Annotated in this window: 14 protein-coding genes and 1 pseudogene; 8 read left to right on the forward strand and 7 right to left on the reverse strand. The window is 41.0% G+C overall.

The genetic code is table 11. The annotated features are described in order from the left end of the window. The first annotated feature begins 69 nt into the window (after nt 1-69). The 8 genes and pseudogenes from Q0R88_RS06025 to Q0R88_RS06060 all read left to right on the forward strand — a co-directional run bounded on the left by Q0R88_RS06025 (nt 70) and on the right by Q0R88_RS06060 (nt 16429). Nucleotides 70-1263: a FecR family protein gene (locus Q0R88_RS06025; RefSeq protein WP_295713680.1), complete on the forward strand. Its 1194-nt coding sequence runs from the start codon at nt 70-72 to the stop codon at nt 1261-1263. Between the two features lie 264 nt (nt 1264-1527). Continuing rightward, a pseudogene (locus Q0R88_RS06030) lies at nt 1528-4926 on the forward strand (TonB-dependent receptor). A 13-nt stretch (nt 4927-4939) separates the two neighbouring features. Then, entirely contained in the window at nt 4940-6856 is a 1917-nt protein-coding gene (locus Q0R88_RS06035; RefSeq protein WP_295713683.1) for a RagB/SusD family nutrient uptake outer membrane protein, read from the forward strand. A gap of 47 nt (nt 6857-6903) precedes the next feature. Continuing rightward, nucleotides 6904-8139 carry a DUF4959 domain-containing protein gene (locus tag Q0R88_RS06040; RefSeq protein ID WP_295713687.1) on the forward strand — a complete coding sequence of 412 codons (1236 nt, stop codon included), beginning with the start codon at nt 6904-6906 and terminating at the stop codon, nt 8137-8139. Nucleotides 8140-8158: 19 nt separating this feature from the next. Next, a complete protein-coding gene (locus Q0R88_RS06045) occupies nt 8159-9388 on the forward strand; it encodes a DUF4998 domain-containing protein (RefSeq protein ID WP_295713690.1) in 1230 nt (409 codons plus the stop codon). 109 nt (nt 9389-9497) lie between these two features. Beyond that, complete coding sequence (locus Q0R88_RS06050) at nt 9498-12458, forward strand: discoidin domain-containing protein (RefSeq protein WP_295713692.1); 2961 nt, start codon at nt 9498-9500, stop codon at nt 12456-12458. Between the two features lie 81 nt (nt 12459-12539). Continuing rightward, complete coding sequence (locus tag Q0R88_RS06055) at nt 12540-14816, forward strand: glycoside hydrolase family 3 N-terminal domain-containing protein (RefSeq protein ID WP_295713694.1); 2277 nt, start codon at nt 12540-12542, stop codon at nt 14814-14816. Between the two features lie 14 nt (nt 14817-14830). Then, complete coding sequence (locus Q0R88_RS06060) at nt 14831-16429, forward strand: glycoside hydrolase 43 family protein (RefSeq protein WP_295713697.1); 1599 nt, start codon at nt 14831-14833, stop codon at nt 16427-16429. Nucleotides 16430-16558: 129 nt separating this feature from the next. On the opposite strand, the gene Q0R88_RS06065 is transcribed toward Q0R88_RS06060, so the two are convergent. The 7 genes from Q0R88_RS06065 to Q0R88_RS06095 all read right to left on the reverse strand — a co-directional run bounded on the left by Q0R88_RS06065 (nt 16559) and on the right by Q0R88_RS06095 (nt 24308). Further along, entirely contained in the window at nt 16559-17536 is a 978-nt protein-coding gene (locus tag Q0R88_RS06065; protein WP_295713700.1) for a helix-turn-helix domain-containing protein, read from the reverse strand. A gap of 252 nt (nt 17537-17788) precedes the next feature. Further along, on the reverse strand, nt 17789-18295 hold the full coding sequence (locus Q0R88_RS06070; protein WP_295713703.1) for an RICIN domain-containing protein: 507 nt from the start codon (nt 18293-18295) through the stop codon (nt 17789-17791). 1251 nt (nt 18296-19546) lie between these two features. Continuing rightward, nucleotides 19547-20071 carry a hypothetical protein gene (locus Q0R88_RS06075; RefSeq protein WP_295713705.1) on the reverse strand — a complete coding sequence of 175 codons (525 nt, stop codon included), beginning with the start codon at nt 20069-20071 and terminating at the stop codon, nt 19547-19549. A gap of 14 nt (nt 20072-20085) precedes the next feature. Further along, nucleotides 20086-20457 (reverse strand): GntR family transcriptional regulator, encoded by a 372-nt coding sequence (locus tag Q0R88_RS06080; RefSeq protein WP_295713707.1) that lies wholly within the window; start codon nt 20455-20457, stop codon nt 20086-20088. A gap of 23 nt (nt 20458-20480) precedes the next feature. Continuing rightward, complete coding sequence (locus Q0R88_RS06085; RefSeq protein ID WP_295713710.1) at nt 20481-21377, reverse strand: hypothetical protein; 897 nt, start codon at nt 21375-21377, stop codon at nt 20481-20483. A gap of 7 nt (nt 21378-21384) precedes the next feature. Beyond that, entirely contained in the window at nt 21385-22218 is an 834-nt protein-coding gene (locus tag Q0R88_RS06090) for an ABC transporter ATP-binding protein (RefSeq protein WP_295713712.1), read from the reverse strand. Between the two features lie 215 nt (nt 22219-22433). Next, on the reverse strand, nt 22434-24308 hold the full coding sequence (locus Q0R88_RS06095) for a CocE/NonD family hydrolase (RefSeq protein ID WP_295713715.1): 1875 nt from the start codon (nt 24306-24308) through the stop codon (nt 22434-22436). Between the last annotated feature and the right edge of the window lie 18 nt (nt 24309-24326).

Consider the following 24326-nt stretch of genomic DNA (forward strand, 5'->3'; position numbering starts at 1 on the left):
TTTTTTTATTGAACCATATAGGGTAACCCCATGCCTTATGGTACATGTATATACTAACACAATAACCAATTGGACCAGGAACATATTTACAGCTTAATCAAAAAAATCAGGGATAATACTGCCTCAGAAGCTGAGAAAGAAGAACTGTTAAATTGGTATCGCCAAAAGGCATATCAGGATGCAGAATTTCCCGAAAGCGAAGATAGTGTGGGCGATTTTATGCGCGCACGTCTTAATAGTCAAATTAAGCCGGCCGGCAGAAATAAAAGAAACAGAACCTGGCTGGCAGCAGCGGCTATTTTGATATTGCTCGGCGCGACGGGAGTTTTAATCTCACGGTTTTCTGGAAAAGGAGGAAGTGACAATAACGCTTTATCGAAAGTAAATGATGTTTCTCCCGGCGGCAATAAGGCAATATTAACCTTAGCCGATGGTTCAAAAATATCGTTAAACGATGCCGGTAATGGAAAAATTGCCAGTCAAAGCGGTATCAGGGTAACACAGACGGCAAATGGCCACCTTATTTATACGATTAAAGAGCCCGTAAAATCTAAGGTAGATTCTGATCAGACAAATAATGCCCCGATAGCCTATAACACCATTGAAACCCCGAAAGGTGGGCAATACCAGGTGATTTTGCCCGATGGATCAAAAGTTTGGCTCAACGCGTTTTCCTCAATTAAATTTCCGTTAAGCTTTGCTGCGGCAAAGGCGCGCCGGGTTGAATTAAAAGGAGAGGCGTATTTTGAAGTTGTTCATGATCAAAAATCTCCTTTTAAAGTACAAACTGAAATGCAGGAGGTAGAGGATTTAGGAACCCATTTTAATATCAACGCCTATGCTGATGAGGCAAGCACCAAAACCAGCTTATTACAGGGTAAAGTTCGTGTAACTGCCGGTAGTAAAAGCACTCTGCTTGTTCCCGGTCAGCAGGCTACACTAACCAATGACTTCAAAATCTCTAAAGTAAATACAGAAGAAGTTATCGCCTGGAAGAATGGCTATTTCAACTTTGACGACGAACGACTGGAAAATGTGATGAAAAGTATTGCCAGATGGTATGATGTAACAGTTGTTTACCAGGACGAAAGTTTAAAGAACGAAACCTTTGGCGCGGTAACCACCCGTTTTGCCAATATTTCAACGCTTCTTAAAATAATGGAACAAACCGGCGATGCTCATTTTACCATTGAAGGCTCAACTATTAAGATAAGCAAGTCAAGACCATCCCCGTCAATTAAGAATAATAAACCAACCAATTAAATCCAATTTAAATATGAGAAATACAAATATTCCCCCTTAATGTAAGATCAAAAAAAGGTTTATAAAGCAGAACAGGAGCACTCGCGATGCCCCTGCTCAATGGCTTTGTTTAAACCGGAATGCAATTGTCATAACATTTCTTACTTAAAACAGCCTTAACAAATGTATAAAAATTTTACTACAAACATTTGTATGCCTTCGGGCTACGCCAAGAAATTTCTGTTCATCATGAAGATTACCACATTTATCCTCTTTCTTGCCTTTATGCAAGCAAGCGCGGCGGTTTTTTCTCAAAAAATCACTTATAAGGAAAATGATGTCTCTTTAAAAAAGGTGTTCACAGAAATTAACAAACAAACAGGATACAATATTTTCTGGTCGCCAAAAAGCATTAAAAATGCACATAAGTTAGATGTGGATTTTCAAAACACATCGCTTGAAGATGCACTTAAAATTTGCTTAACCAACCAACAACTTACCTATACTATTGAAGGTAAATCGGTAATTATTAAAAATGCATCGGTAAATAGCACCAATGATCCTATAACTTCCATAATGGCAGATATTACCGTTACCGGAACAGTAAGGGATAATAAAGGGGCAACCTTGCCAGGGGTAAGTATATCTGTAGTGGACAATCTTAAAGTTGGTACGGTTACTGATAATAATGGTAAGTTCATTTTAGATGTAAAGAATGGTGCCACTATCAGGGTATCATTTGTAGGCTTTGTTTCACAAACTTTCACTATCAGTACTGATAATAAGCTATTTAATATTGTTTTAGTAGAAGATGTAAAGCAAGCCGAGGAAGTAGTCATTACAGCTTACGGTAAAAAAGAGAGAAACGAGGCCATAGTAGGCTCTGTTACATCTGTAAAGCCGGGCGAACTAAAGATACCGGCGAGCAATTTAACTAATGCGTTGGCCGGGCAGGCCGCAGGTATTATCGCATTCCAGGGGAATGGCCAGCCGGGGCAGGATAATTCTACCTTCTTTATCCGAGGTGTTACTACTTTCGGCTACAAGGTTGATCCGCTTATCCTGATCGATAATATCGAGCTTACTACCAATGACCTTGCACGTTTGCAGGTTGATGATATAGCAAGCTTCTCTATATTGAAAGATGCAAGTGCTACAGCATTATATGGTGCCAGGGGAGCGAATGGTGTTATATTGGTTAGTACCAAGCAAGGTAAAATAGGGGCGCCGCTCATTAGCTTCCGTGTAGAAAATTCCATATCTCAAAATACCCAATCACTACAGATTGCCGATCCTATTACTTACATGAATTTGTATAATGAGGCCACGCTATCCAGAGATCCTTTATTGCCTGTACGTTTTAACCAGGATAAGATCATCAATACGCAAAATACCATCAACAAAACCCCTGGTTATAACCAATACGTTTATCCTGCGGTTGATTGGTTAGACTTATTAGTAAAACCCCGCACATCAACGCAAAGAGGAAATTTGAGTGTAAGTGGGGGCACCCCGTTTGCCCGCTATTATGTTGGAGGATCATACAATCTTGATCATGGGAATTTAAAGCAGGATTTGGCAAATAATAATGATAACAATGTTAAGTTTCAAAATTACCAGCTGCGTTCAAATGTAAACCTCAATCTTACTAAAACAACGGAAGCCATTCTTCGCTTTTCCGGAACTTTTAGTGAATACTCAGGACCTCAAACTACCAGTGGTTCGTTCAGTTCGGATGTTTACAAGCTGGCGTTACATGTAAGTCCGGTTGATTTTGCCGCATACTATCCCGCCGATTCGGCTAACAGGGGAACTCAGCACATTTTATTTGGTAAACCAACTGACATTGGCGTACCGGCTACCAACCCCTATGCCGAACTGCTGAGGGGACATAAAACATCCTCGGAATCAAGGGTATTGGCGCAAATAGAATTAAACCAAAATCTGAACTTTATTACCAGTGGGTTAAATTTTCATGGTATTTTCAGTACCAACCGGTATTCATACTTTGATGCCAGTTATCTGTACAAGCCATTTTACTATAACATAGCCAGCTACGATAAAAGTCATGATACCTATACTTTAAACTGGCTTAACCCCAAACCCGGTGATGCTCTTGAATACCTCCAATATTATGGCGGAACGCCGGTAATAAGCAACCAAGTGTATTTGCAGGGAAATTTGGATTATAGCAAGCAACTGGATAGTCACAATATTTCGGCAACCCTGGTGTGGACACGACAGCAAACGGTATACTCCAATGCGGGCAGTCTTATTAATGCGCTCCCTCATCGCAACCTTGGGCTTGCAGGCAGGGCGGGTTATAATTACCTGAGCAAATATTTCCTTGAGTTTAACTTTGGCTAGAACGGTTCGGAGCGGTTTTCTGCCGAACACAGGTATGGTTTTTTCCCAACCATTGGTGCTGGCTGGCTGGTATCTGAGGAGAAATTCTTTGAGCCATTCAGGAACTTTTTTGATAGGATGAAAATACGGGCAAGCTACGGCTTGGTGGGTAATGATGCCATTAGTGATCGTCGTTTTTTTTATGCTTCTGACGTAAACCTTGATGCTGGCGGGTACGCTGTTTTTGGAACAAACGCAGCCTACGCGCACGGCGGTGTAAGTATCAACAACTACCCCGATCCTAATGTAACATGGGAAACATCCAAACAGGCCAACATTGCATTGGAGTTAACCATGTTTAAAAATTTAAATATTACGGCCGAGTTTTATAACTATAACAGGTATAATATACTACAGCAGCGATCTTATATCCCTACAACTTCTGGTTTGGAAGCGCCTATATATGCCAACTTAGGTAAAGCCAATTCAAAAGGTATTGACCTTTCCATGGATTATAAGCAAAATATCAATAAATCATGGACGATATCCGGTCGGGGAAATTTAACCCTTGCCACAGACAAGTATACTTATTACGAAGAACCAAACTATCCTGAAGCATACAGGCATTTTGTAGGGCAGCCTATCCGCGAAGGGTATGGGCTTATTGCCGATAGGTTGTTTGTGGATGATGCTGAAGCGCAAAGTTCGCCTACGCAAATATTTTCAGCCGGCGGCAAAGCGCCAAGAGGTGGCGATATTAAGTACCATGATCTTAACGGCGATGGTATTATTGATAACCGCGATCAAACCTTTCTTGGTTATCCGCAGGTTCCTGAAATTGTATATGGTTACGGACTATCTGTACAATATAAAAACTTTGACCTATCCGCTTTTTTCCAGGGACAGGCAAGAGTATCATTTTTTATAGACCCCAACCAGGTTAGCCCGTTTGTACCAAGCCAGGAAGCTTATGTATACGGTAATACGCAATTGGTAAAACAATTTGCGGATGATCATTGGTCAGAAGGTAACCAGAACTTGTATGCAACATACCCAAGGTTAGGAACAACCAGGAGCGATATTGAAAACAACCTGCAGGCCAGTACGTGGTGGCTGCGCGATGGGTCTTTTATGCGGCTTAAATCGGCAGAAGTGGGCTTCTCTTTACCTGCATCAGTATCAAAAGCATTGGGTATAAAAAGCTTAAGGGTTTACTTCAACGGTTTAAACCTCATTACATGGAGCTCATTTAAACTATGGGACCCCGAACTTGGTGGTAACGGTTTTAACTATCCGATACAAAAAGTATACAATATTGGTGTAAATGTTAATTTATAAAATGAACATGATTATGAAATTTAATTATAGATATTTCTGCCTTTTAGTATTGATGTTATCAGGCACTTCCTGTAAAAAATACCTTGATGTGGTGCCGCCGAATGTGGGTACAATTGATTACGCTTTCAGAAGCAGAAATGAGGCCGAAAATTATCTTTTTACCTGTTATTCGGCATTGCAGCAGCAACTTAATGATTTGAACAGAAGCCCTGGTAATACCACATCTTCCGAAATTATTTTTCCGCTTGACCTGCCAAGCAACCCGATTGATATCACTGGTTATACCTTAATAACCGGTACGCAAAACGTAGGCAACCCCGGGTTGAATTTCTGGGATGGTTCTGGCAATGGTACGGCACTGTTCCAGGCTATCAGGAAATGTAACACCATGTTGGAGAACATTGATAAGCCCTTGGATCTTACTGCTGCAGAAAAGAAAAGGTGGATTGCGGAAACAAAATTCCTCAAAGCTTATTACAATTATAGCCTTTTCAGGCTGTATGGCCCCATTCCGCTTATTGATGTGAATTTGCCTGTTGAAGCGTCAACTGCCCAGGTTAAGTACAAGCGTCAATCTGTTGATGAGGTAGTGAATTATATAATTGCACTATTTGATCAGGCCATTCCCGATCTTCCGTTGACGATTGAAAACCCGGCGAAAGAACTTGGAAGGATAACCAAACCGGCGGCTGAAGCTATTAAAGCTGAGGTATTGATGACTGCTGCCAGCCCGCTTTTTAACGGTAATCCCGACTATGCTAACTTTAAGGATAAAAGCGGCAAGGCATTGTTCCCTGCTGCTTATGATGCCACCAAATGGCAAAAAGCGCTTGATGCCTGTAAAACAGCTATAGCCGATTGCCAGGCAGCCGGCCTGCATTTGAATACCAACTTTATTCCTGCAGGTGGGGTTACCAATCTCCCTGATTCTTTAAAGAGGGTATTGACCTTTCAGAATGCACTCACGGAGAAATGGGATACGAACCCCGAACTAATTTATGCCCTAAGTAACGACTGGCATGGACAGGAATATTGTATCCCGAGGTTAACGCAAAAGGCCAATCAAAATGAGGGACAAAACCCGGCTTATTTTGCTGTGCCAATTTCTACCACCGAACTCTTCTACACCAATAAAGGAGTTCCCATTGACGAAGATAAAACCTGGGATTATGCCAACCGTAACCAGTTAAGAACAGGCGATGCAGCCAATTTCTTTTATATAAAACAAGGATATCAAACTATAAAGGCCCATTTTGATCGTGAGCCAAGATTTTATGGCAGTATAGGCTTTGATGGCGGTATTTGGTTTGGCGATGGTGTTTTAGATGCCAAACAAGCCCGTTTTGTACCAGCCAGGGGGATAACCGCAGTTGCAGGGCCCAAGAACCCGCAAAAAACAAATATTACCGGCTACTGGCCCAAAAAGCTCGCCAATTATCTTACGGTGTATGATGATGGTTTTAACTGGGTAACCTATTCAATGCCGGTAATGCGTATGGGAGGCTTGTACCTGTTATATGCAGAAGCACTGAATGAAGTAAACGGACCTACATCAGAAGCCATATCATACGTTGACCAGGTACGTGCACGGGCGGGTTTAGATGGTGTAGTTAGCTCATGGGCAAATTATTCTAGAACTCCCTCAAAACCAGAATCTAAAGAAGGCTTAAGAGCAATTATTCACCAGGAAAGAAGGATAGAGCTTTGTTTTGAAGGACAGAGTGGCTGGGACTTACGCCGGTGGAAAGAGCTTCAATCTGTTTTGAGCGCGCCGTTAAGAGGCTGGAGCATACAGGAGGATCAGGCGATCAATTATTATCGTGCCCGCAATGTGGAAATACCTGTTTTTAATACCAGGGATTACCTGTGGCCAATTTCAAGTACTGCTCTTGTGGTAAATGATAACCTGGTGCAAAATCCTTTCTGGTAGAGCCGGGTGTATGTTTTCAAATAGTATAAATCATTAAAAAGAAAATCATGAGCGATATTAATATAAAGCATATATACATTTTTTGTTGTATGCTTATGCTTTCGGCAACATGTTTGGTTTCGTGTAAAAAGAGCGATAACTATAAAGTTCCCGGAACAACAGATAAGACAAAGCCCGGCATTGTTACCAATGTTAAGGTGAAGAATTTTAAAGGCGGAGCGGTTTTAACTTACGCTTTGCCGGCAAATGATAACCTGTTATATGTAGTTGCCGATTATAAGATTAACGGTAAGGTGGCCAGGCAAACCAAATCAAGTTTTTTCCTGGATACGATCAGGGTAGACGGTTTTCAATTCAGTAAGGAATATACGGTTACATTGCATGCGGTAACCCGGGCCAATATACAATCAGATCCAGTTACTGTTACCGTTCATCCGGATACGCCATATTATCAGTCTATCCGTAAATCATTGAAGCTTGCAGCAGATTTTGGAGGTATCAATATCCAGGCCTTTAATCTCGACAAAAGATCGGTAGGGATTAACCTGGTGACTATAGACCCGGTAGATAACAAATTTGTGATCAGCGATCAGCACTTTACATTTTCGGATACCATTAACTATGCGGTAAGGGGATATTCTACAAAACCAGCAAAATTTGGCGTGTACGTAACAGATCAGTTTGGCAATGTTTCCGATACTTCAATAGTTACCCTTACGCCATTATATGAAGAGTTGCTGGATAAAAAGAAGTTTTTTACCTACCCCATGTTTAGTGATGGTTACATTGGCTACGGCGGTATACTTCCATATTTATGGGATGGCTTGATAAAAGAAGGTCCCGGCTCTTCGCCATGGCAAACTACTGTAGGTGCCACTTACAAAAGGTCGCAAGGTACTTTTGGCGTAGGGCGAACCTATAAACTGAGCCACTTTGTAATGTGGACAAGAGGTTACGGTTACGCAAACGCCAAAGTTTTTACCATATGGGGCTCAAATAAGGATAATCCCCAGGATGCAGAAACAGTTAAAGGCAATAAACCCGGTGCGGTTATAGGCGATTGGACTGTTTTGGGCACTTATCGCTTCCCTGATCCGCCATCAGGTCTTCCACAAGGGCAAACTAACGATGCCGACCAGGCATTTATTGACAAGGGAGTAAGTTTTGATGTGCCTTTCAGTGCCCCAAGTGTGAAATACATCCGGGTTGTTGTAGACGAAACCTGGTTTGGCCTTGAATATACCTATATGCAGGAATTATCTTTTTATGGAATTCCACAGTAATTTTTAAACCATAATAGACATGAAGATCAGTTTTAAAAATATAATATGGTTGCTTTTACCGGTGATCATATCGGGGTGCTCAAAAAAGAATGAGAACTATAAAGCCCTTATAAAAAATGGTGAAATCCATTATCCTGGTGTAATTGCCAATACAAATTACAGGGCCGGAAATTTACGTACCATGCTGTTATGGAACCCCAGCCCCGATCCTAAAATTGCCAAGTATGTAGTTTATTGGAACAATAAGCAGGATTCACTTACAGTTTCGGCAACAAGCCATGATCCTTTAGATACTGTTAAAACGCTGGTTTCTAATTTAAAGGAGGGTACCTATAATTTCAACGTGTATTCTATAGATAGCGAAGGCCATGTTTCCATATCTACCAGTATAAATGGGGTAAGGGTGTACGGGCCTATTTACCTCAGCGGGATTTTTAACAGGGGATATAATGCTGATACCCCTTTTCTCGTAAATCCTTTGGCTGGCTCTGTTAAGCTAAAATTCAATGCACCGGATTCTATCAATTTGAAAACAGTTATCAAATATGTTAGCAATACCGGGAAGACTAACACGGTGATATTAAAACCGGATAGTAATACCATAACGCTAAACGATTTTAAGTTTGGAACCGATATTACTTACCAGTCAAGTTATTTTCCGCTTAAAGGTGCAATAGATACCTTTACGGTAGCCAATGCCGGTACTTATCCATTTGTAAGACTTTACGGGGATGTATCAAGCGCTTACATTAAAAATCCGGGTTATCCTTTTATAAGGGGCGATAACGGTCGTAACAAATGGGGAACACCCAAAGACTGGCAGTGGACGCCTAACGTTGTAAATCAAACCAACAACGGTAACGGTGGTGGATGGTCCAGCGACTATGGCGGCGTTGTACACGTTGAAGCTAAAGATTATAGTGGCGATCCTGTTGTTAACGGCAAAGTTTATCAAAGTTTCACCATACTACCGGGAAGTTATGAACTTGATTTTTCAACTGCGGGCTATGGCGGTACTATAGACGCGAACGAAATGGTTGCTTTGGGATCAACATTACCTGATATTGATAAATTAAAAGGTAACGCCAACGTGCTTGCCATATTTAACGGAAATCAAAACAACTTAGGCGGCAAACACACGCTTTCATTTACAATTACGCAAAAAACTACCATTTGCATAGGCTGGGTTATAACAACGGGCTCATATACCTATATGCAGTTTACCGGAGTAGCCTTGCGCATTTTATAATATATCAGCTTAATATCTATTTGTATTCATAATCCTTCAGTATGTAACAGTGCTGAAGGGTTATATAATGAATATCAGTTTCAAGTTTCTTATGAAACAAACCCTAACTATGATAAAATCTTACCAGTATTATTCAAAACTCGTAGCCATCATATTGATGGTTATAGGTAGTTGCCAAAAACTAATTGCCCAATCCAATATTGTTTATCTTAACAGTTCAAAAGACCGGTTATGGAAAGTAAAACCCCAGGCCGATGCTGCGGGCGATGAAGACAAAATAAAATCAGTTGGTTATAATACCGATAACTGGGTTCCTGCAATAGTGCCGGGAACAACCTTTGCTTCATATGTTGCTGCCGGGTTAGAGAAAGACCCCAATTTTGGCGATAATATTTACAAAGTTGATAAAGCTAAATACGACCGAAACTTTTGGTATCGTACCGAATTTAAAATACCGGCCACATATTCTAAAAAAAATATCTGGCTAAATTTTAAAGGCGTAAACCGCAAGGCGGATATCTACCTGAACGGAACACTGCTTGGCAGCCTTGACGGTTTTATGCAACGCGGACACTATGACATCAGTGGGTTGGTAAAAGGCAATGAAAAAAATGTGCTGGCGGTATTAGTTTATCTGCCAAAACAACCATTGGCAAACGTGGGTAGTCCCAACTATGTTTCAAGCGCGGGCTGGGATTGGATGCCTTACGTCCCCGGACTAAATTCGGGGATCACTGACAATGTTTACCTGAGTAATACAGGTGACGTAACAATCAAAGACCCATGGATCCAGGCCAAACTACCAACCAATGCACGGGCTGACTTGTCAATCGCTTTAGAGGTTAACAACAATGCGGCTACCTCACAGGCTGCAATCATCAAAGGTGTGATTACGCCCGGAAATATTGAATTTTCAAAAAAAGTATATATTGATGCCCATGGAACCACAGATGTTAAGTTGAACAAACGCGATTTTGAGCAACTGATGATCAACAGTCCTAAACTGTGGTGGCCAAATGGCTATGGGGAGCCCAATCTATACAATTGCAAACTGAGCGTATCAGTCGGCGATGAGGTTTCTGATCTGCAGAACATCAAATTCGGGATAAAAAGATATAGTTATGATACACTGGGTCACGTGTTGCACCTGGCCATCAATGGTGTTAAAGTATTTATTAAAGGCGGCGACTGGGGCATGTCAGAATATATGCTGCGCTGCCGTGGCGCGGCGTATGATACCCGGGTGAGGTTGCACAAAGAAATGAATTTTAACATGATCCGTAACTGGATAGGTTCTGTTACAGACGACGAGTTTTACGATGCCTGCGATAAATACGGTATCATGGTATGGGATGATTTTTGGCTGAACGCCAATCCAAACCTACCTGCCGACATCAATGTGTTTAATGCCAATGCCATTGAGAAAATAAAACGTTTCCGCAATCATCCGGCCATTGCGGTATGGTGTGCAGAAAATGAAGGCTGGCCCGAAGCCCCGCTAAGTAACTGGCTCAAGGAAGATCTGGCTACTTTTGACGGCGGCGATCGCTACTACCAGCCCAACTCGCATGCTGAAAACCTGACAGGCAGCGGTCCCTGGGCGAGTAAAGATCCACGGTATTATTTCACAGCTTACCCAACTGGGCTCGGTGGCAATAAAGGCTGGGGCTTACGTACCGAACTGGGCACTGCCGTTTTTACCAACTTTGACAGCTTTAAAAAATTTATGCCAAAGGATAAATGGTGGCCACGTAATGAAATGTGGAACCAGCACTTTTTTGGCCCGCTGGCTTTTAATGCCGGTCCGGATCAGTATGATGAAAGCGTAAACAGCTATGGCGCGCCAAAGGGTATTGAAGATTATTGCCGCAAGGCCCAGTTTGTAAACATCGAAACTAATAAAGCCATGTTTGAGGGCTGGCAGGATGCTATGGGCGAAGATGCTTCGGGGTTGATGACCTGGATGAGTCAATCGGCATACCCATCAATGGTATGGCAAACTTATGATTATTACTATGACCTTACCGGTGCTTTCTGGGGAGCCAAAAAGGCCTGTGAGCCATTGCACATCCAGTGGAACCCGGTAACCAACGCCATCAAGATCATCAATACTACCCGTGCCGATGTGGAAGGTTTAACAGCCACAGCCGATGTATACAACCTGGATGGACAAGTGGTTAAACAATATAGCATTTCAAAATCAGCAGATGCACCGGCTAATAGTGCCGGAGAAGTTTTTGATATCAAATTTAATCCCTATAAAGCCGATCTGGCTAAAGGTAAAAAAGTGTATGCTTCATCATCAACCAATGGCGATGCCGGAGCGGTTAATGATGGCAACATCAGCACCCGCTGGGCCAGCGAATACAGGGATGGCGAGTGGATTACTATCGATTTGGGTAAAGATGAAGTAGTAAACGGTGTTGGTCTTACCTGGGAAGATGCTTATGCCAAAGCATTCAAGATCCAGGTATCCAATGATGGCAACCACTGGCACGATGTATACAGCACGGATGACGGACGACAGGGAGAGCAAAAGATCATGTTCCCGGAGGTAACCGCAAGGTATGTAAGAATGCAGGGGGTAGAAAGGGCTACTTACTGGGGTTATTCGCTTTACAATTTTGAAGTTTACCAGGGCGATGTAGCCAGTGAAGGGTTATCAGGTGTACATTTTATCAAGCTAAAACTAACGGACAAAGCAGGCAAACTGGTATCAGATAACTTTTACTGGAGAGGGAACAAGCGCAAGGATTATACCGCTTTAAACACGCTACCTAAAGTGGATTTAAAGGTTACCTATAAAACGGTTAAGGCCAATGGCAAATACTTTATCACAGCTCAGGTTACCAATCCGGCATCATCAAAGGCAGTAGCATTTGGGGTTAGGGTGCAAGCCCTAAGGGCGTCAAACGGGGAGCAGATATTACCGGCTATTGCGAATGATAACTATTTCAGCCTGATGCCGGGCGAAACCAAAACTGTGAAAATTGAATTTGATGCCGATGTTTTGGGCGATGACAGTATCAAGCTTACCGCCGATCCTTATAATAACAATATAAACCGCTAAGCATTTTAACTAATTGATATACGGTGGGGCAATTAGCCTCATCGTGTATCTTTTTAAATGTTGATTTATAATATAGATAGTATGAAGAAGTTTTTTTTGGGTTTTACATCCATTGTTTTGATAACAACAGCATCTTTTGGTGCTGTGAATAAAGATCCCGATAAGCCCTTATACAAGGAAAAAAATGCGGCCATTAAAGATCGTGTTGAAGATTTGTTGAAAAGGATGACCTTAAAGGAAAAGATAGCGCAGTTGCAAAATAGGGCTTCGGGAAAATCTGATGAGATCGAAAATATTTTTAAAGGTGAAAGTTATGGGTGCACTCATGAAATGAGCATGAACGCCACGGATTGTGCAGAGATGTATCAAAAACTGCAAGCTTATATGCTTACAAAAACGCGGTTGGGTATTCCTATCCTCACCGCTGCCGAGGGGATTGAAGGGATACTGCAAAACAATTGCACTTTGTTTCCGCAGGCTTTGGCACAGGGCAGCACGTTTAATCCAGCGTTGATTGGCAGGATGACGACGGCCGCAGGCGAGGAGGCAAAGGTGATAGGGATACATCAAATTCTATCTCCTGTACTTGATATTGCCCGTGAGCTCCGCTGGGGCAGGGTAGAGGAGACTTTTGGAGAAGATCCTTACCTCATAGCCCAAATGGGTGTGGCTTTTGTAAATGGTTACCAAAAGTATAATATTACTTGTACCCCCAAGCACTTTATGGCCCACGGCTCTCCCTCGGGCGGGCTAAACTGTGCTAATGTGAGCGGCGGCGAACGCGAATTGAGGAGCTTGTATATGTACCCTTTTAAAAGGGTGATTGCCGAAACCAATCCCTGGTCCATAATGTCGTGCTACAGTTCATATGATGGAGTGGCGCTATCAGGGTCACATTACTACATGACTGATATTTTACGCGGCGAACTGGGCTTTAAAGGCTATGTATATTCGGACTGGGGATCAGTTGACCGCTTGCAAACCTTTCACCATGCAGTGGATACACAGGAAGACGCCGCCAGGATGTCTTTAATAGCTGGTGTAGACTTTGATGTCGATGGTGCTTACGGAACACTGGAAAAAATGGTTGGGAACGGTAAGCTCGATCTGAAATTTATTGACCAGGCCGTACGGAGGGTGTTAACCGCTAAATTTACGCTCGGCCTGTTTGATAACTCATATGGCGATCCGGCTAAAGTGGCTAAAGTAGTTCGCAATGCAGATCATATAGCCCTAAGTAAAGAAGTGGCTGATGAAAGCGCTGTTTTACTTAAAAACAACAACAATATTCTCCCTTTAAATTTATCAAAAATACAATCGATTGCAGTTATTGGTCCCAATAGTGATCAAACTGTATTTGGAGATTACGCATGGACAAACCGGGACACCAAGGAGGGGGTTAGTTTATTGCAGGGCCTTGAAGAGGTTGTTGGTGATAAAATTATATTACGCCATGCGGAAGGCTGTGATTGGTGGAGCCAAAACAAGGCAGGTATTCCTGAGGCTGTTAAAGCAGCCGAGGCAAGTGACCTGGTTATTGTTGCCATCGGTACACGCAGTACATTTCTGGGGCGCAGTCCTCAAAATTCCACAGCGGGGGAAGGGTTCGATCTTTCCTCTCTTGAACTACCGGGTGCCCAGGAAGACTTGTTAAAAGCAATTAAGGCCACTGGTAAACCTATGGTTGTGGTATTTATTGCGGGTAAGCCACTGGCTATGCCTTGGGTAAAAGATAACGCCGATGCCGTGCTCGTTCAATGGTATGGTGGCGAAAAACAAGGCAGAACACTGGCAGATATTCTGACAGGTTCAATAAATCCTTCGGGGCGGTTAAATGTTTCATTTCCCCGTAGTACAGGCAACAGCCCCAGTTATTATAATCACTTCATAACAGACCGGAATGAACCTTTTGATCGTCCCGGTAGCCCTGAAGAGCCGAAAGGGCATTATATTTTTGATAAACCAGACCCGCTTTGGGATTTCGGCTATGGTTTAAGCTACACTACATTCAAATACCAGAGTTGTACCTTAAAAGATTCTGTTTTTAGCCCGACAGGTACGATTAAAGTTGATGTGGAAGTTGAAAATACAGGCATTCGGGATGGTAAAGAGGTTGTGCAGCTTTATGTGAGGGATAAGGTGAGTTCTGTTGCTACGCCAGTGCAACAACTTAAGGCATTCAAAAAAGAACTCATCAAAGCCGGCAAGCGGACAAAAATAACACTCGAAGTTCCTGTTTCAGAATTAGGCTTATATAACGATAAAATGCAGTACGTGGTTGAGCCTGGCGAATTTGATATCCAGGTGGGTAGTGCTGCAGATAACATATACTTTCATAAAACCATCACTGTAAAATAATCAAAAATAACCTGATGTTGATTTCCTTAAAACTATATTTAATTACAGCCTTAACTTTTTTAATCCTGCTGTTTAACGGGCTAACTACCTGCGCCCAAAAAAAATCGGCAAAGGCTGGCGCCTGGGGCGATCAGTTAAACGGTACTTTTAAAAACCCGATACTTAATGCCGACTACTCCGACCCCGATGTGATCAGGGTTGGCGATAGCTTTTACATGGTTTGTTCAGATTTTCATTTTATGGGGATGCCAGTTTTAATATCAAAAGACCTGGTTAACTGGAGTATTGTAGGTCGGGTTTACGACAGGCTCGATATTGATGATAAGTATAACACGATGGATAAATACGGCAGCGGCAGCTGGGCGCCATCAATCCGCTACCACAATGGTAAGTTTTATGTTTATTTCTGTACGCCGGATGAAGGCCTGTACATGAGCACCGCTACAGATCCAGCGGGTAAATGGGCTCCTTTGCACGAAGTTAAAAGAACAGGTGGGTGGGAAGACCCCTGCCCGTTTTGGGATAGCGACGGGCAGGCTTACCTTGGGCATAGCAAGCTGGGCGCTGGTCCGATTATTATGCATAAAATGACCACCGATGGCAAACAGTTGCTTGATGAGGGTACAACTGTTTATGAAGGCCCAACATCAGAAGGTACCAAGATTTACAAGCGAAACGGTTATTATTATATTATTATTCCTGAGGGAGGTGTGGGTATCGGGTACGAAACCGCTTTGCGATCAAAAAACATCTACGGTCCATATGAAAGAAAGATTGTATTGGAGCAGGGCAAAACCGGGATAAATGGCCCGCATCAGGGAGGCCTGGTAGAATTAAGATCGGGCGAATCATGGTTTATACACTTCCAGGGTGTGGGTGCCTTAGGCAGGGTTTGCCACCTTGAACCAGTTAAATGGGTGGACGATTGGCCTTTAATGGGCATTGACAACGACAAAAACGGTGTAGGTGAACCAGTAAGCATATATCCCAAACCCAATACCGGTAAGCAAGCAATAATAAGTGCCCCACAAACGTCCGATGAATTCAATAGCAATAAACTGGGGCTGCAATGGCAGTGGAATCATAATCCGGTTAACAACAAATGGTCGGTTAACCACCCTAAAGGTTTTCTATCGCTTTCGGCAATGAAAGCGGGTGATAACAAGCATGCTAAAAATACAATAACCCAGAAGCTAATGGGTAAATCAGGCAAAATAACTACCCTGCTGAAATTAGACGAAATGGCTGTTGGTCAAAAGGCTGGATTATGTCTGTTAGGTGGAAATATACAGGAGATAGGTTTGATTAAAACAGATAGTACTGTGAATATTTACGCAGATAATAATGGGAAAATAACCATGGGCGCAATTATTAAACAAAACCATGTTTATTTACGGGTGATTCTTGATTTATATACAAAGCACACATTTTTGCAATATAGTACAGATGGTAAAGTGTTTACCCGGTTGGGTGATGAGTGTAGTTTGTCTGATTACAATTATTGGAAAGCGGTAAGGCCTGGATTGTTTTCTTACAACACGGTTCGGGATTTAGGTAATGCGAAGTTTGATTGGTTTCATTATGAATACGATGGCCCCAATGGAGAGCTGTAATGAACAGCTTTGCACTTCAATAGGCTACTGAACAAAATAGTCATGTTTAGTTCAACAAATTGAATTGTTTCCAGGTCTCTAACTTTTAAGGAAAGTTAGAGACCTGGAAACTCCTGTAATAAGGTTGTATCAGTTCAAATACTCGCGCTGGTATTTATTTCTGTAATCAATAGGCGAGAGGCCCGTTATTCGTTTAAATGTGGTACGAAAAGCTTTATTATCAGTATAACCCACATTATACATCACTTCGTTCACATTATCGCGGGATGTTTCCAGGCTTACTTTTGCTGCTTCGATCTTTACCCGCTGAATATATTCAGCAACAGTATTAGCTGTAGCTTTTTTAAAGCGGCGTTCCAGGTTTCTTCTCCCTAAAGCAAACATAGATGCCAGTTGTTCTACACTTATTTTTTCCTGGTAATTCTTTTCAATAAATTCCTGCGCCTTTTTTATGGGATCATCCGCATGATCTTTTTGTCCCTGGAAAATGATAAATGACGACTGGCTGGTACGTTCCATTTCAATGGCGAAAACTTTGGAGCTCAAAATAGCCATGTCTCTACCAGCAAATTTCTCTATCAGGTATAAAATAAGATTGAGATAGGAGAAGGCCCCGCCACTGGAATAAATACCTTGTTCGTCGGTAATTATCTTTTCAGTAACCAGGTTAACATCCGGGAACATTGTTCTGAATTGATTGGCGGCCATCCAATGAGTAGCACACCTTTTGCCCTTCAATAAGCCGGTTGAAGCCAATAGGAATGCCCCCATGCACAGGCTGGCTACCTCGGCGCCATTGTTATATTGCTCAATTATCCATGGAATAAAGGCTTTGTTATTTTCAATTGCCGCAGTTATTTCTCCATCAAGAGCAGGGATGATGATGAGGTTGGTTTCCTTTACATCTCCAAATAAAACATCGGCATTGGCTGTAAAGCAGCCGCCGCTAACAGGTGTTTCTTTTTCCAGGCCAACCAATTCAACCTTAAAAATAGGGTCTTTGCCCATTGCCAGGAAAAATTGGTTTACTTGTGTAAATAACTGTCGCGAACCTTCAAGGCTTCCTAAAATGGCACCTTTGGGCACTAAGATGGATATATGCTTCATATATCAAAAATAAAATAAAGAGCTATTGTAAACAAGATTTATTATTAACTCCAATCTTACTTATAATTAACATCTTTCCTCGTTTTTATAAAAAAATTAATTTGCAATTATTTCAATATCAGCGCTATTGATGTCCGTGCCTTGATGTCATACCCTGATTTGTTTTATTGCCCGTGATATTATTCATAAAGATACCTGTGTCATCATAAGTAAACGTATTAACAACAAGTCAATTCACAATTTTGGAGGTATTTACATAGTAGGTGCCTGTTCGTAGATGTACCATGTCTGTTCGGGTGTGGGCCTTTTAGCGGCCAATATAATGGCTGAGTTTGCTTTCCCTTTAATATCGGCGGGAGTAACGTAAAGTTCGGTTCCTTTTAATTTAATAAGATAGGTGTCTTTTTTTACCCCGATAAATTCATATTGCTGATTGGGCGATCCCTTTACAAATGGCTGCTCTTCGAACGGAATATCAGCATTAATTTGCTGGCTCGCGGGTTGAAAGGTTTTGTTGGTTAGCAGGTTTTGCAATTGGTAAGTATTTGCTCCTATATTTTTAAAACTCCAGGTCATGCACTTCCAGTTTTCGGGATAATACATAACCAATGGCGTGCCGTTGGCTGATGCTGCATCTTTTACACGTAAAAGCATCCCTGTTTGTACATTTTTAATAGCGTAGTTTCCTTTAATGTCCTGCGAAAACGCAAGGAGCGAAGGGAGCATAAACACAATTAATAACTGAAGTGATTTTTTCATAGGTATTTAAATGAGGTTAGTTTTTATTCAAACGGTTAGTTTATTTTAATTGTTTCGTAATTGAGCGCAATATAGTTTTTGGCATGCTCACTATTAACTATTTAAGCAGATTTTATTGAGTAAAGCAAGGGGTGTCATGTGTTTTGTCATGGTTTATGGTGATTTTTTGTCAGTTTATTTGCTGTGTGTCATGTGGGGTGACAAATTGACAAAAAAAATTACAAAAGGCTAAGGGTATTAAAATTGCTTAATTCAAGGCTTGTTTTTCTGTTACAATTCTTATTTCAGCTTTATTTTTATCTAAAAAGAGCTTTCAAGTCACTATTTTTTTATTTTTTGGGTATTAAAGCCTTGATTTTTCATTATGTCAGGTTTTTGTATCATTAATTTGTAAGTTTTTTAGGATCTGAATTTTTACCTCATAAAAATGGACTTTATTTTTTTTTATAAAAAAAAAGCACCGCTAATTTTTTCAAAACCTACAACAATTTTTGTGAAACATTTTTTTTGACGAATTTAATTTTTAGCCTTTTGAGAGGCAATATCTCCGCATTTTTTGTGGCATGTTTTTAGTCGAATTACGTTCAGGAAACCGAAAATGTTTATCACTTAAACCCATTAAAATAAGGGAATTATAGGGTAAATAATAGTGCTTCCGCAAGCTATTAAAAATATAAAATCACTTTAAAAATTAAAACTATGTTAATCGTATTAGAAGTTGCAGCATTTTTAGCAGTTATCATTTTACCTTTAATTCCAGCTAAAAAAGTTGCGAAATAAATAAGGTATCAGGTAACCATCAATAATTCAACAATCACTTAAAAAATTAAAACTATGTTAATCGTATTAGAAGTTGCGGCATTTTTGGCAATTATCATTTTGCCTTTAATTCCAGCTAAAAAAGTTGCAAAATAATTAGGGTATTACATTCAGTTGTAAACAAAAGATGGATAGCACTTGGGCTACCCGTCTTTTTTTGTTTATAGGTTTAGGTAAATTTTTAATGCAGCTGTTTTTGTAAATAGCTTGCTTTATCGGTTATCTCCATTGTAGCTGTGCCGTCAACTTTGCCGGCATAAAATTGCTGCACCGGGTGCTCCTCCAGGTTGAGGCGGCTTTTGTCAAGTAGCGAATAGTTGAGGCTCTTAATTTTATTATTTTTGTAAATGGCAAAATAGGAACTGTCTTTCGCCGCCAGGCTTAGTTTGTTAACATCTAAATTATTGATATCATAGTGGCCTCCTCCTGTAACTATAAATTCAGGGAATCAATGTTTGATGGCTTATCCCTAATCATTACATCTGCAGAATTTGCGTTTACAGATAGGACATGATCGCCTTCTATCTCTACCAAATTGCCACTTGGTGCATAATCGTTAAAATCGCCAAGATTACTGTGTTTAGTCATTATTTCAAAGGAAATAAAAAGCGTATCGTTTTTCACTGTCGCCTTCACATTCTCCTTATACCGTTTAATAACATTTACATAGTTACCAGGCTGATGATCTGCACTCCCGATATTAATAAAATTGCCAATAGATAATCTTGGTCTCCAGTAGGTAATGCTTCTGCGTTGTATCGTACCCCCAAAGCCACTAATCACAATTTGCTTAAACGGCGCCATTTTTTGTCTTACCAGCGTGTTGGACTCGTCAAGGTAATAGTCGCGGGCAAAATTGCCACTTTTAAATTCATTTCTTAACAAAACGTTGTATGCCACTAATGATATTGGGATACATGAAAAAAATATGATGAGTAATTTGGTGCTTGTTTTCATATGTGAAAAAAGGTTTAGTTGTTTTTCTGATTTATAAATTGTTCATACCTGTTCTGCAATTCGGTAACCGGGATGCTGAGCAATTGCATTTTTTTGAATAGCAAGGGCAACTCCTCGTTCATAAATTGTTGTTGCCGTGTTTTTAAAATGCTTTTTGCAGCATTAGCTTGCGCAAAATAACCCATGCCACGTTTAGTATAAATTATTTCCTGGTGCTGCAAATATTCGTATGAACGCATTACAGTATTGGGGTTTACCTCCAGCATAACGGCAAGCTCACGTACAGAGGGGATCTTTTCATCCTCCTTCCATACTTTTAATTGTATTTTGTCGCAAACATAATCTGCTATTTGCAGGTATATGGCTTGTGTGTTATTGAAATCCATGAGTTTATTTAACCGTTATAGGTTTACAATTCTTTTTCTTTGAGCCTGAGCCAGGTAATTATCCATAAAAAGGGCATTCCCAGGTAAAGCAATATCAAAAACAAGGTATTATATTGATGATGCAACTTTGTTTGAGAAGTTGAATAGCTAGCCCCCTTTACATATTTGTTGTAACCGCCATAATGTACTACCATATCTGCGTAGGGATAAGCATCAACGTTGGGCTGAATGTAATGTGCCTTTACTGTTTCCTTATATATAGGTTTATTAGCCTCATTGTAAACGGTTTCACGCACCTTGACATCAAATCCTGTCTTAACATCAGTATCTATTATATACTTTGCTGCTATTGGGTTTATAATGCGTAATCCAAAAAATACCACTATCACCATAATCAGCGATTTTATAAACACGTAGCGCTTAAACAATACCGAGCCTAAAAGCGCCACAGTTTGCAGCATAAAATAAGTGACAAAAAGATCATTAGCGTTATCATCCCATTCCAGCTTATACAAGGTATTAGGTTGGTGGGCAATGTTATTATCAATGTAATGCCCAATCATAATCAATGGATAAACCATCACAAAGTAAACAATGGGAAATATCACCATACAGTAAATTACGGCAACGGTAAGTTTTTCCAGGGCCGATGCAGGCAGGGTTAAAGCCTGGATGCCTTTTACTTTTTCGTTAAACTGGCTTAAAATGGTGGATGTAAATACACCTCCTGTGGCTATTGCGCCCCCAAATAATATAAATTGTTGTGTGCGTGTTTCTAAGCCCAGGCGCGACGACATGTTAAATACAATGATTGCTCCCATAATGCCTGCTATAGCCAGTGTGCCTAAAATATATAATTGCTGGTTCTCCGCCCATTGTTTACGGATTAGTAACCATATCCTGTGTATTGAAAATTGCATGTTTGTATTAATTAAATTGTGAAAGCACCAGTTGTTTCTCGCTGAGCAGGGCATTGAAAAACATTTCCATATCCAGCCTTGAGTTCTCCTTTTTATGATTGATAGCTACAACCGCATAGCCTTTTAAAGCGCCTTCATTGTAAATAGGAGAGGCAACCTCATCAAGGTTGATCACTTGTTTAAAGGCCAGCTTTTCGGTGATGTTTTCAACAGGTTGATTAAGGATGATCTGTTTATCTTCCAGTATCAATACATAATCAATTAAGCTATCCAGATCTTTTACCTGGTGTGTGCTGATGATGATCAGCTGGTCATCTTTAATAACGCCGGCGATGATCTTTCTAAATTGCTTTTTTGAGGGGATATCCAGTCCGTTTGTTGGCTCATCCATAAGTAGTACTTTTGCCTGTGTAGCCAATGCAAAACTTATCATCACTTTCTTTTTTTGACCATAGCTCATATCCTGAAGTTTGTGTTCCTTCGGGATATCAAACTCTAATATAAAGCGGTAAAACATATCCCGATCAAATGCCGGATAAAATGGCGCGTAAATATCGAGGTAGCTTTTTATGGATACGTTTGGGAGGTAAATTTCCTCTGGCAGTAAGTAAACCTGTTGCAAAAATTTAGGATCTCTGCCTGCAGGTATTTCGCCGGATACCTGGCATGTACCGCTAACAGGGAAAAGTAATCCGCATATATTATGCGATAAGCTTGATTTGCCTGCTCCGTTGCGACCAAGCAAACCATAAATGTGGCCCGGCTTAATCTGCAGGTTTAAATTTTCAAGTACCATCTGTTTTGGACGGTACCCAAAGGTTAGGTTTTTAATATTAATCATGATGGTTTGTGTTTCAGTGTACTACTATATTAGTACACTGCAATAATAGATTCTATTTTTTATAATTCCAAATATTTACTGGAATTATTATTAGGTTAAAAGAGGTGGACAGGGGCGGGGATGGCCGGGAGAGTAAAGGATGAAAGCAGCTATAATAGAAAAGGGTTAGTGAAGATATTTTCACTAACCCTTTTTACTACTGGAGTTATAATCAATTACTCAAGCACTGTAATTTTTACTGATGATTTATTTTGAGCATCATGGTAAATACGGTTGGTTGCTTTTTGAAAATCAGCATCTGTGGCCTGGTATATATCAACAAACTTTTGGGGGTTACGGTCAACCAGCGGGAACCATGAGTTTTGTACCTGGATCATGATCCGGTGCCCTTTCCTGAAAGTGTGGCCAACATCAGGCAACGCGTATTTTACTTCGGTTACTTTACCTGGTACAAAAGCCTCGGGTTTCTCAAACGAGTTGCGGAAACGGCCTCTGAAAACTTCACCCCTTATTAGCATTTGATAGCCTGCAAGGGTTACATTTTTAGGGTTGAGTATAGGATTGGGGTAAGTATCCGGAAAAACGTCAATTAGTTTCACAACATAATCAGCATCGGTTCCTGTGGTTGATGCAAACAGATCGGCCATTACCGGGCCGGTAAGGGTCATATCTTCGGTAAGTGTATCTGTTTGGTAAACCTTAACATCCGGCCGACGGCCGGCAAAGCGTTGATCATCCAGCATGTACTCTCTTGTACGGCCTTTTTGAATGCCATCCTGGTAAGGAACCGGTGCATTCGGATCGCTTACATATTCATCAAAGCTATCGGTTGTAGCCGGAGCGCTGAACGATAGTTTGCCATCGGCTTGAAAGTATAGCGTTTTTTCTGTTGTGTTTTTTGGTGGCCAGGTATCAAATTTTTTCCATTGATTGCTACCTGTAATAAATATAGTGGCTTCGGGTAGGTCCATAGTACCTTCATCCTTTAGGTAGTAATTAAAGAAAGGTAATTCTACATTTTCCCTAAACCACTGGCTGGTGTTTGATCCAAAGTTTTGGTCGGCAAAAAGAGTTCCGTCTTTACTTTCCCAACCGCCATGGAACCATGGGCCCATAACCAGCATGTTTTTGTGGCTTTGCGGGTTTTGTTTTTCTAAGGCGTCGTAAACATGTAAAGCACCAAAACAATCTTCGGCATCAAAAAAACCGCCAACAGTCATGGTGGCCGGTGTGATGTTCTTTAAATGTGGACGGATGTTCATGGCCTTCCAAAACTCATCATAATTTGGATGCGCCATCAGGTCGTTCCAGAATTTGATAGAGTCGCCCATGTAATGTTTTTTGAAGTTTGGCAAAGCGCCCATCTCCAGGTAAAACTTGTAATTGTCTTTAAATACGGGTTTAATATTGCTTTTAAACTGTTTTGGGGTAATTGGTTTAGGGCGTGGTACGCCAAAGCCGGTGTAAAAGTTAAATGCATCCATCATCATGAATGCGCCATTATGGTGAAAATCATCGCCAAGAAACCAATCTGTTACCGGCGCCTGGGGCGATACTGCCTTTAATGCAGGGTGCGCATTGGGCAATGAAGCGGTTGAATAAAAGCCGGGGTAAGAAATACCTTCAATGCCAACCTTGCCATTGTTGTTAGGTACATTTTTTACCAGCCAGTCTATCGTATCATAAGTATCGCTGCTTTCGTCGATATCAGTTTTCTTTTTCTTTTTATCGTTAATGGGGCGCACATCTACGTAATCGCCTTCGCTCATCCACTTTCCGCGAACATCCTGGTAAACAAAAATAAAGCCTGATCTGGCAAACAGCATGTTTTGACCTAAAGTGCGCCTGTACTCGTTTTCGCCATATGGCGCAACGGTGTAAGGCGTACGCGTCATCATGATAGGATATTTTTTAGATTGATCTTTTGGAGTGTAAATGGAAGTGAAAAGTTTTTTACCGTCGCGCATGGTAATATACTTTTCCACTTTGGTATAGTTTTGCCTGATGTAAGTGGAATCTTCAGATGATGATTGTGCCCGGGCGAAGGAAAAATACATAGAAAGCCCTAAAAGAAGTAGCATTTGTTTCATAAGTCAGTCAGTTAATTT

Origin of the sequence: Mucilaginibacter sp., from assembly GCF_025362475.1 — a bacterium.
Lineage (GTDB): Bacteria > Bacteroidota > Bacteroidia > Sphingobacteriales > Sphingobacteriaceae > Mucilaginibacter.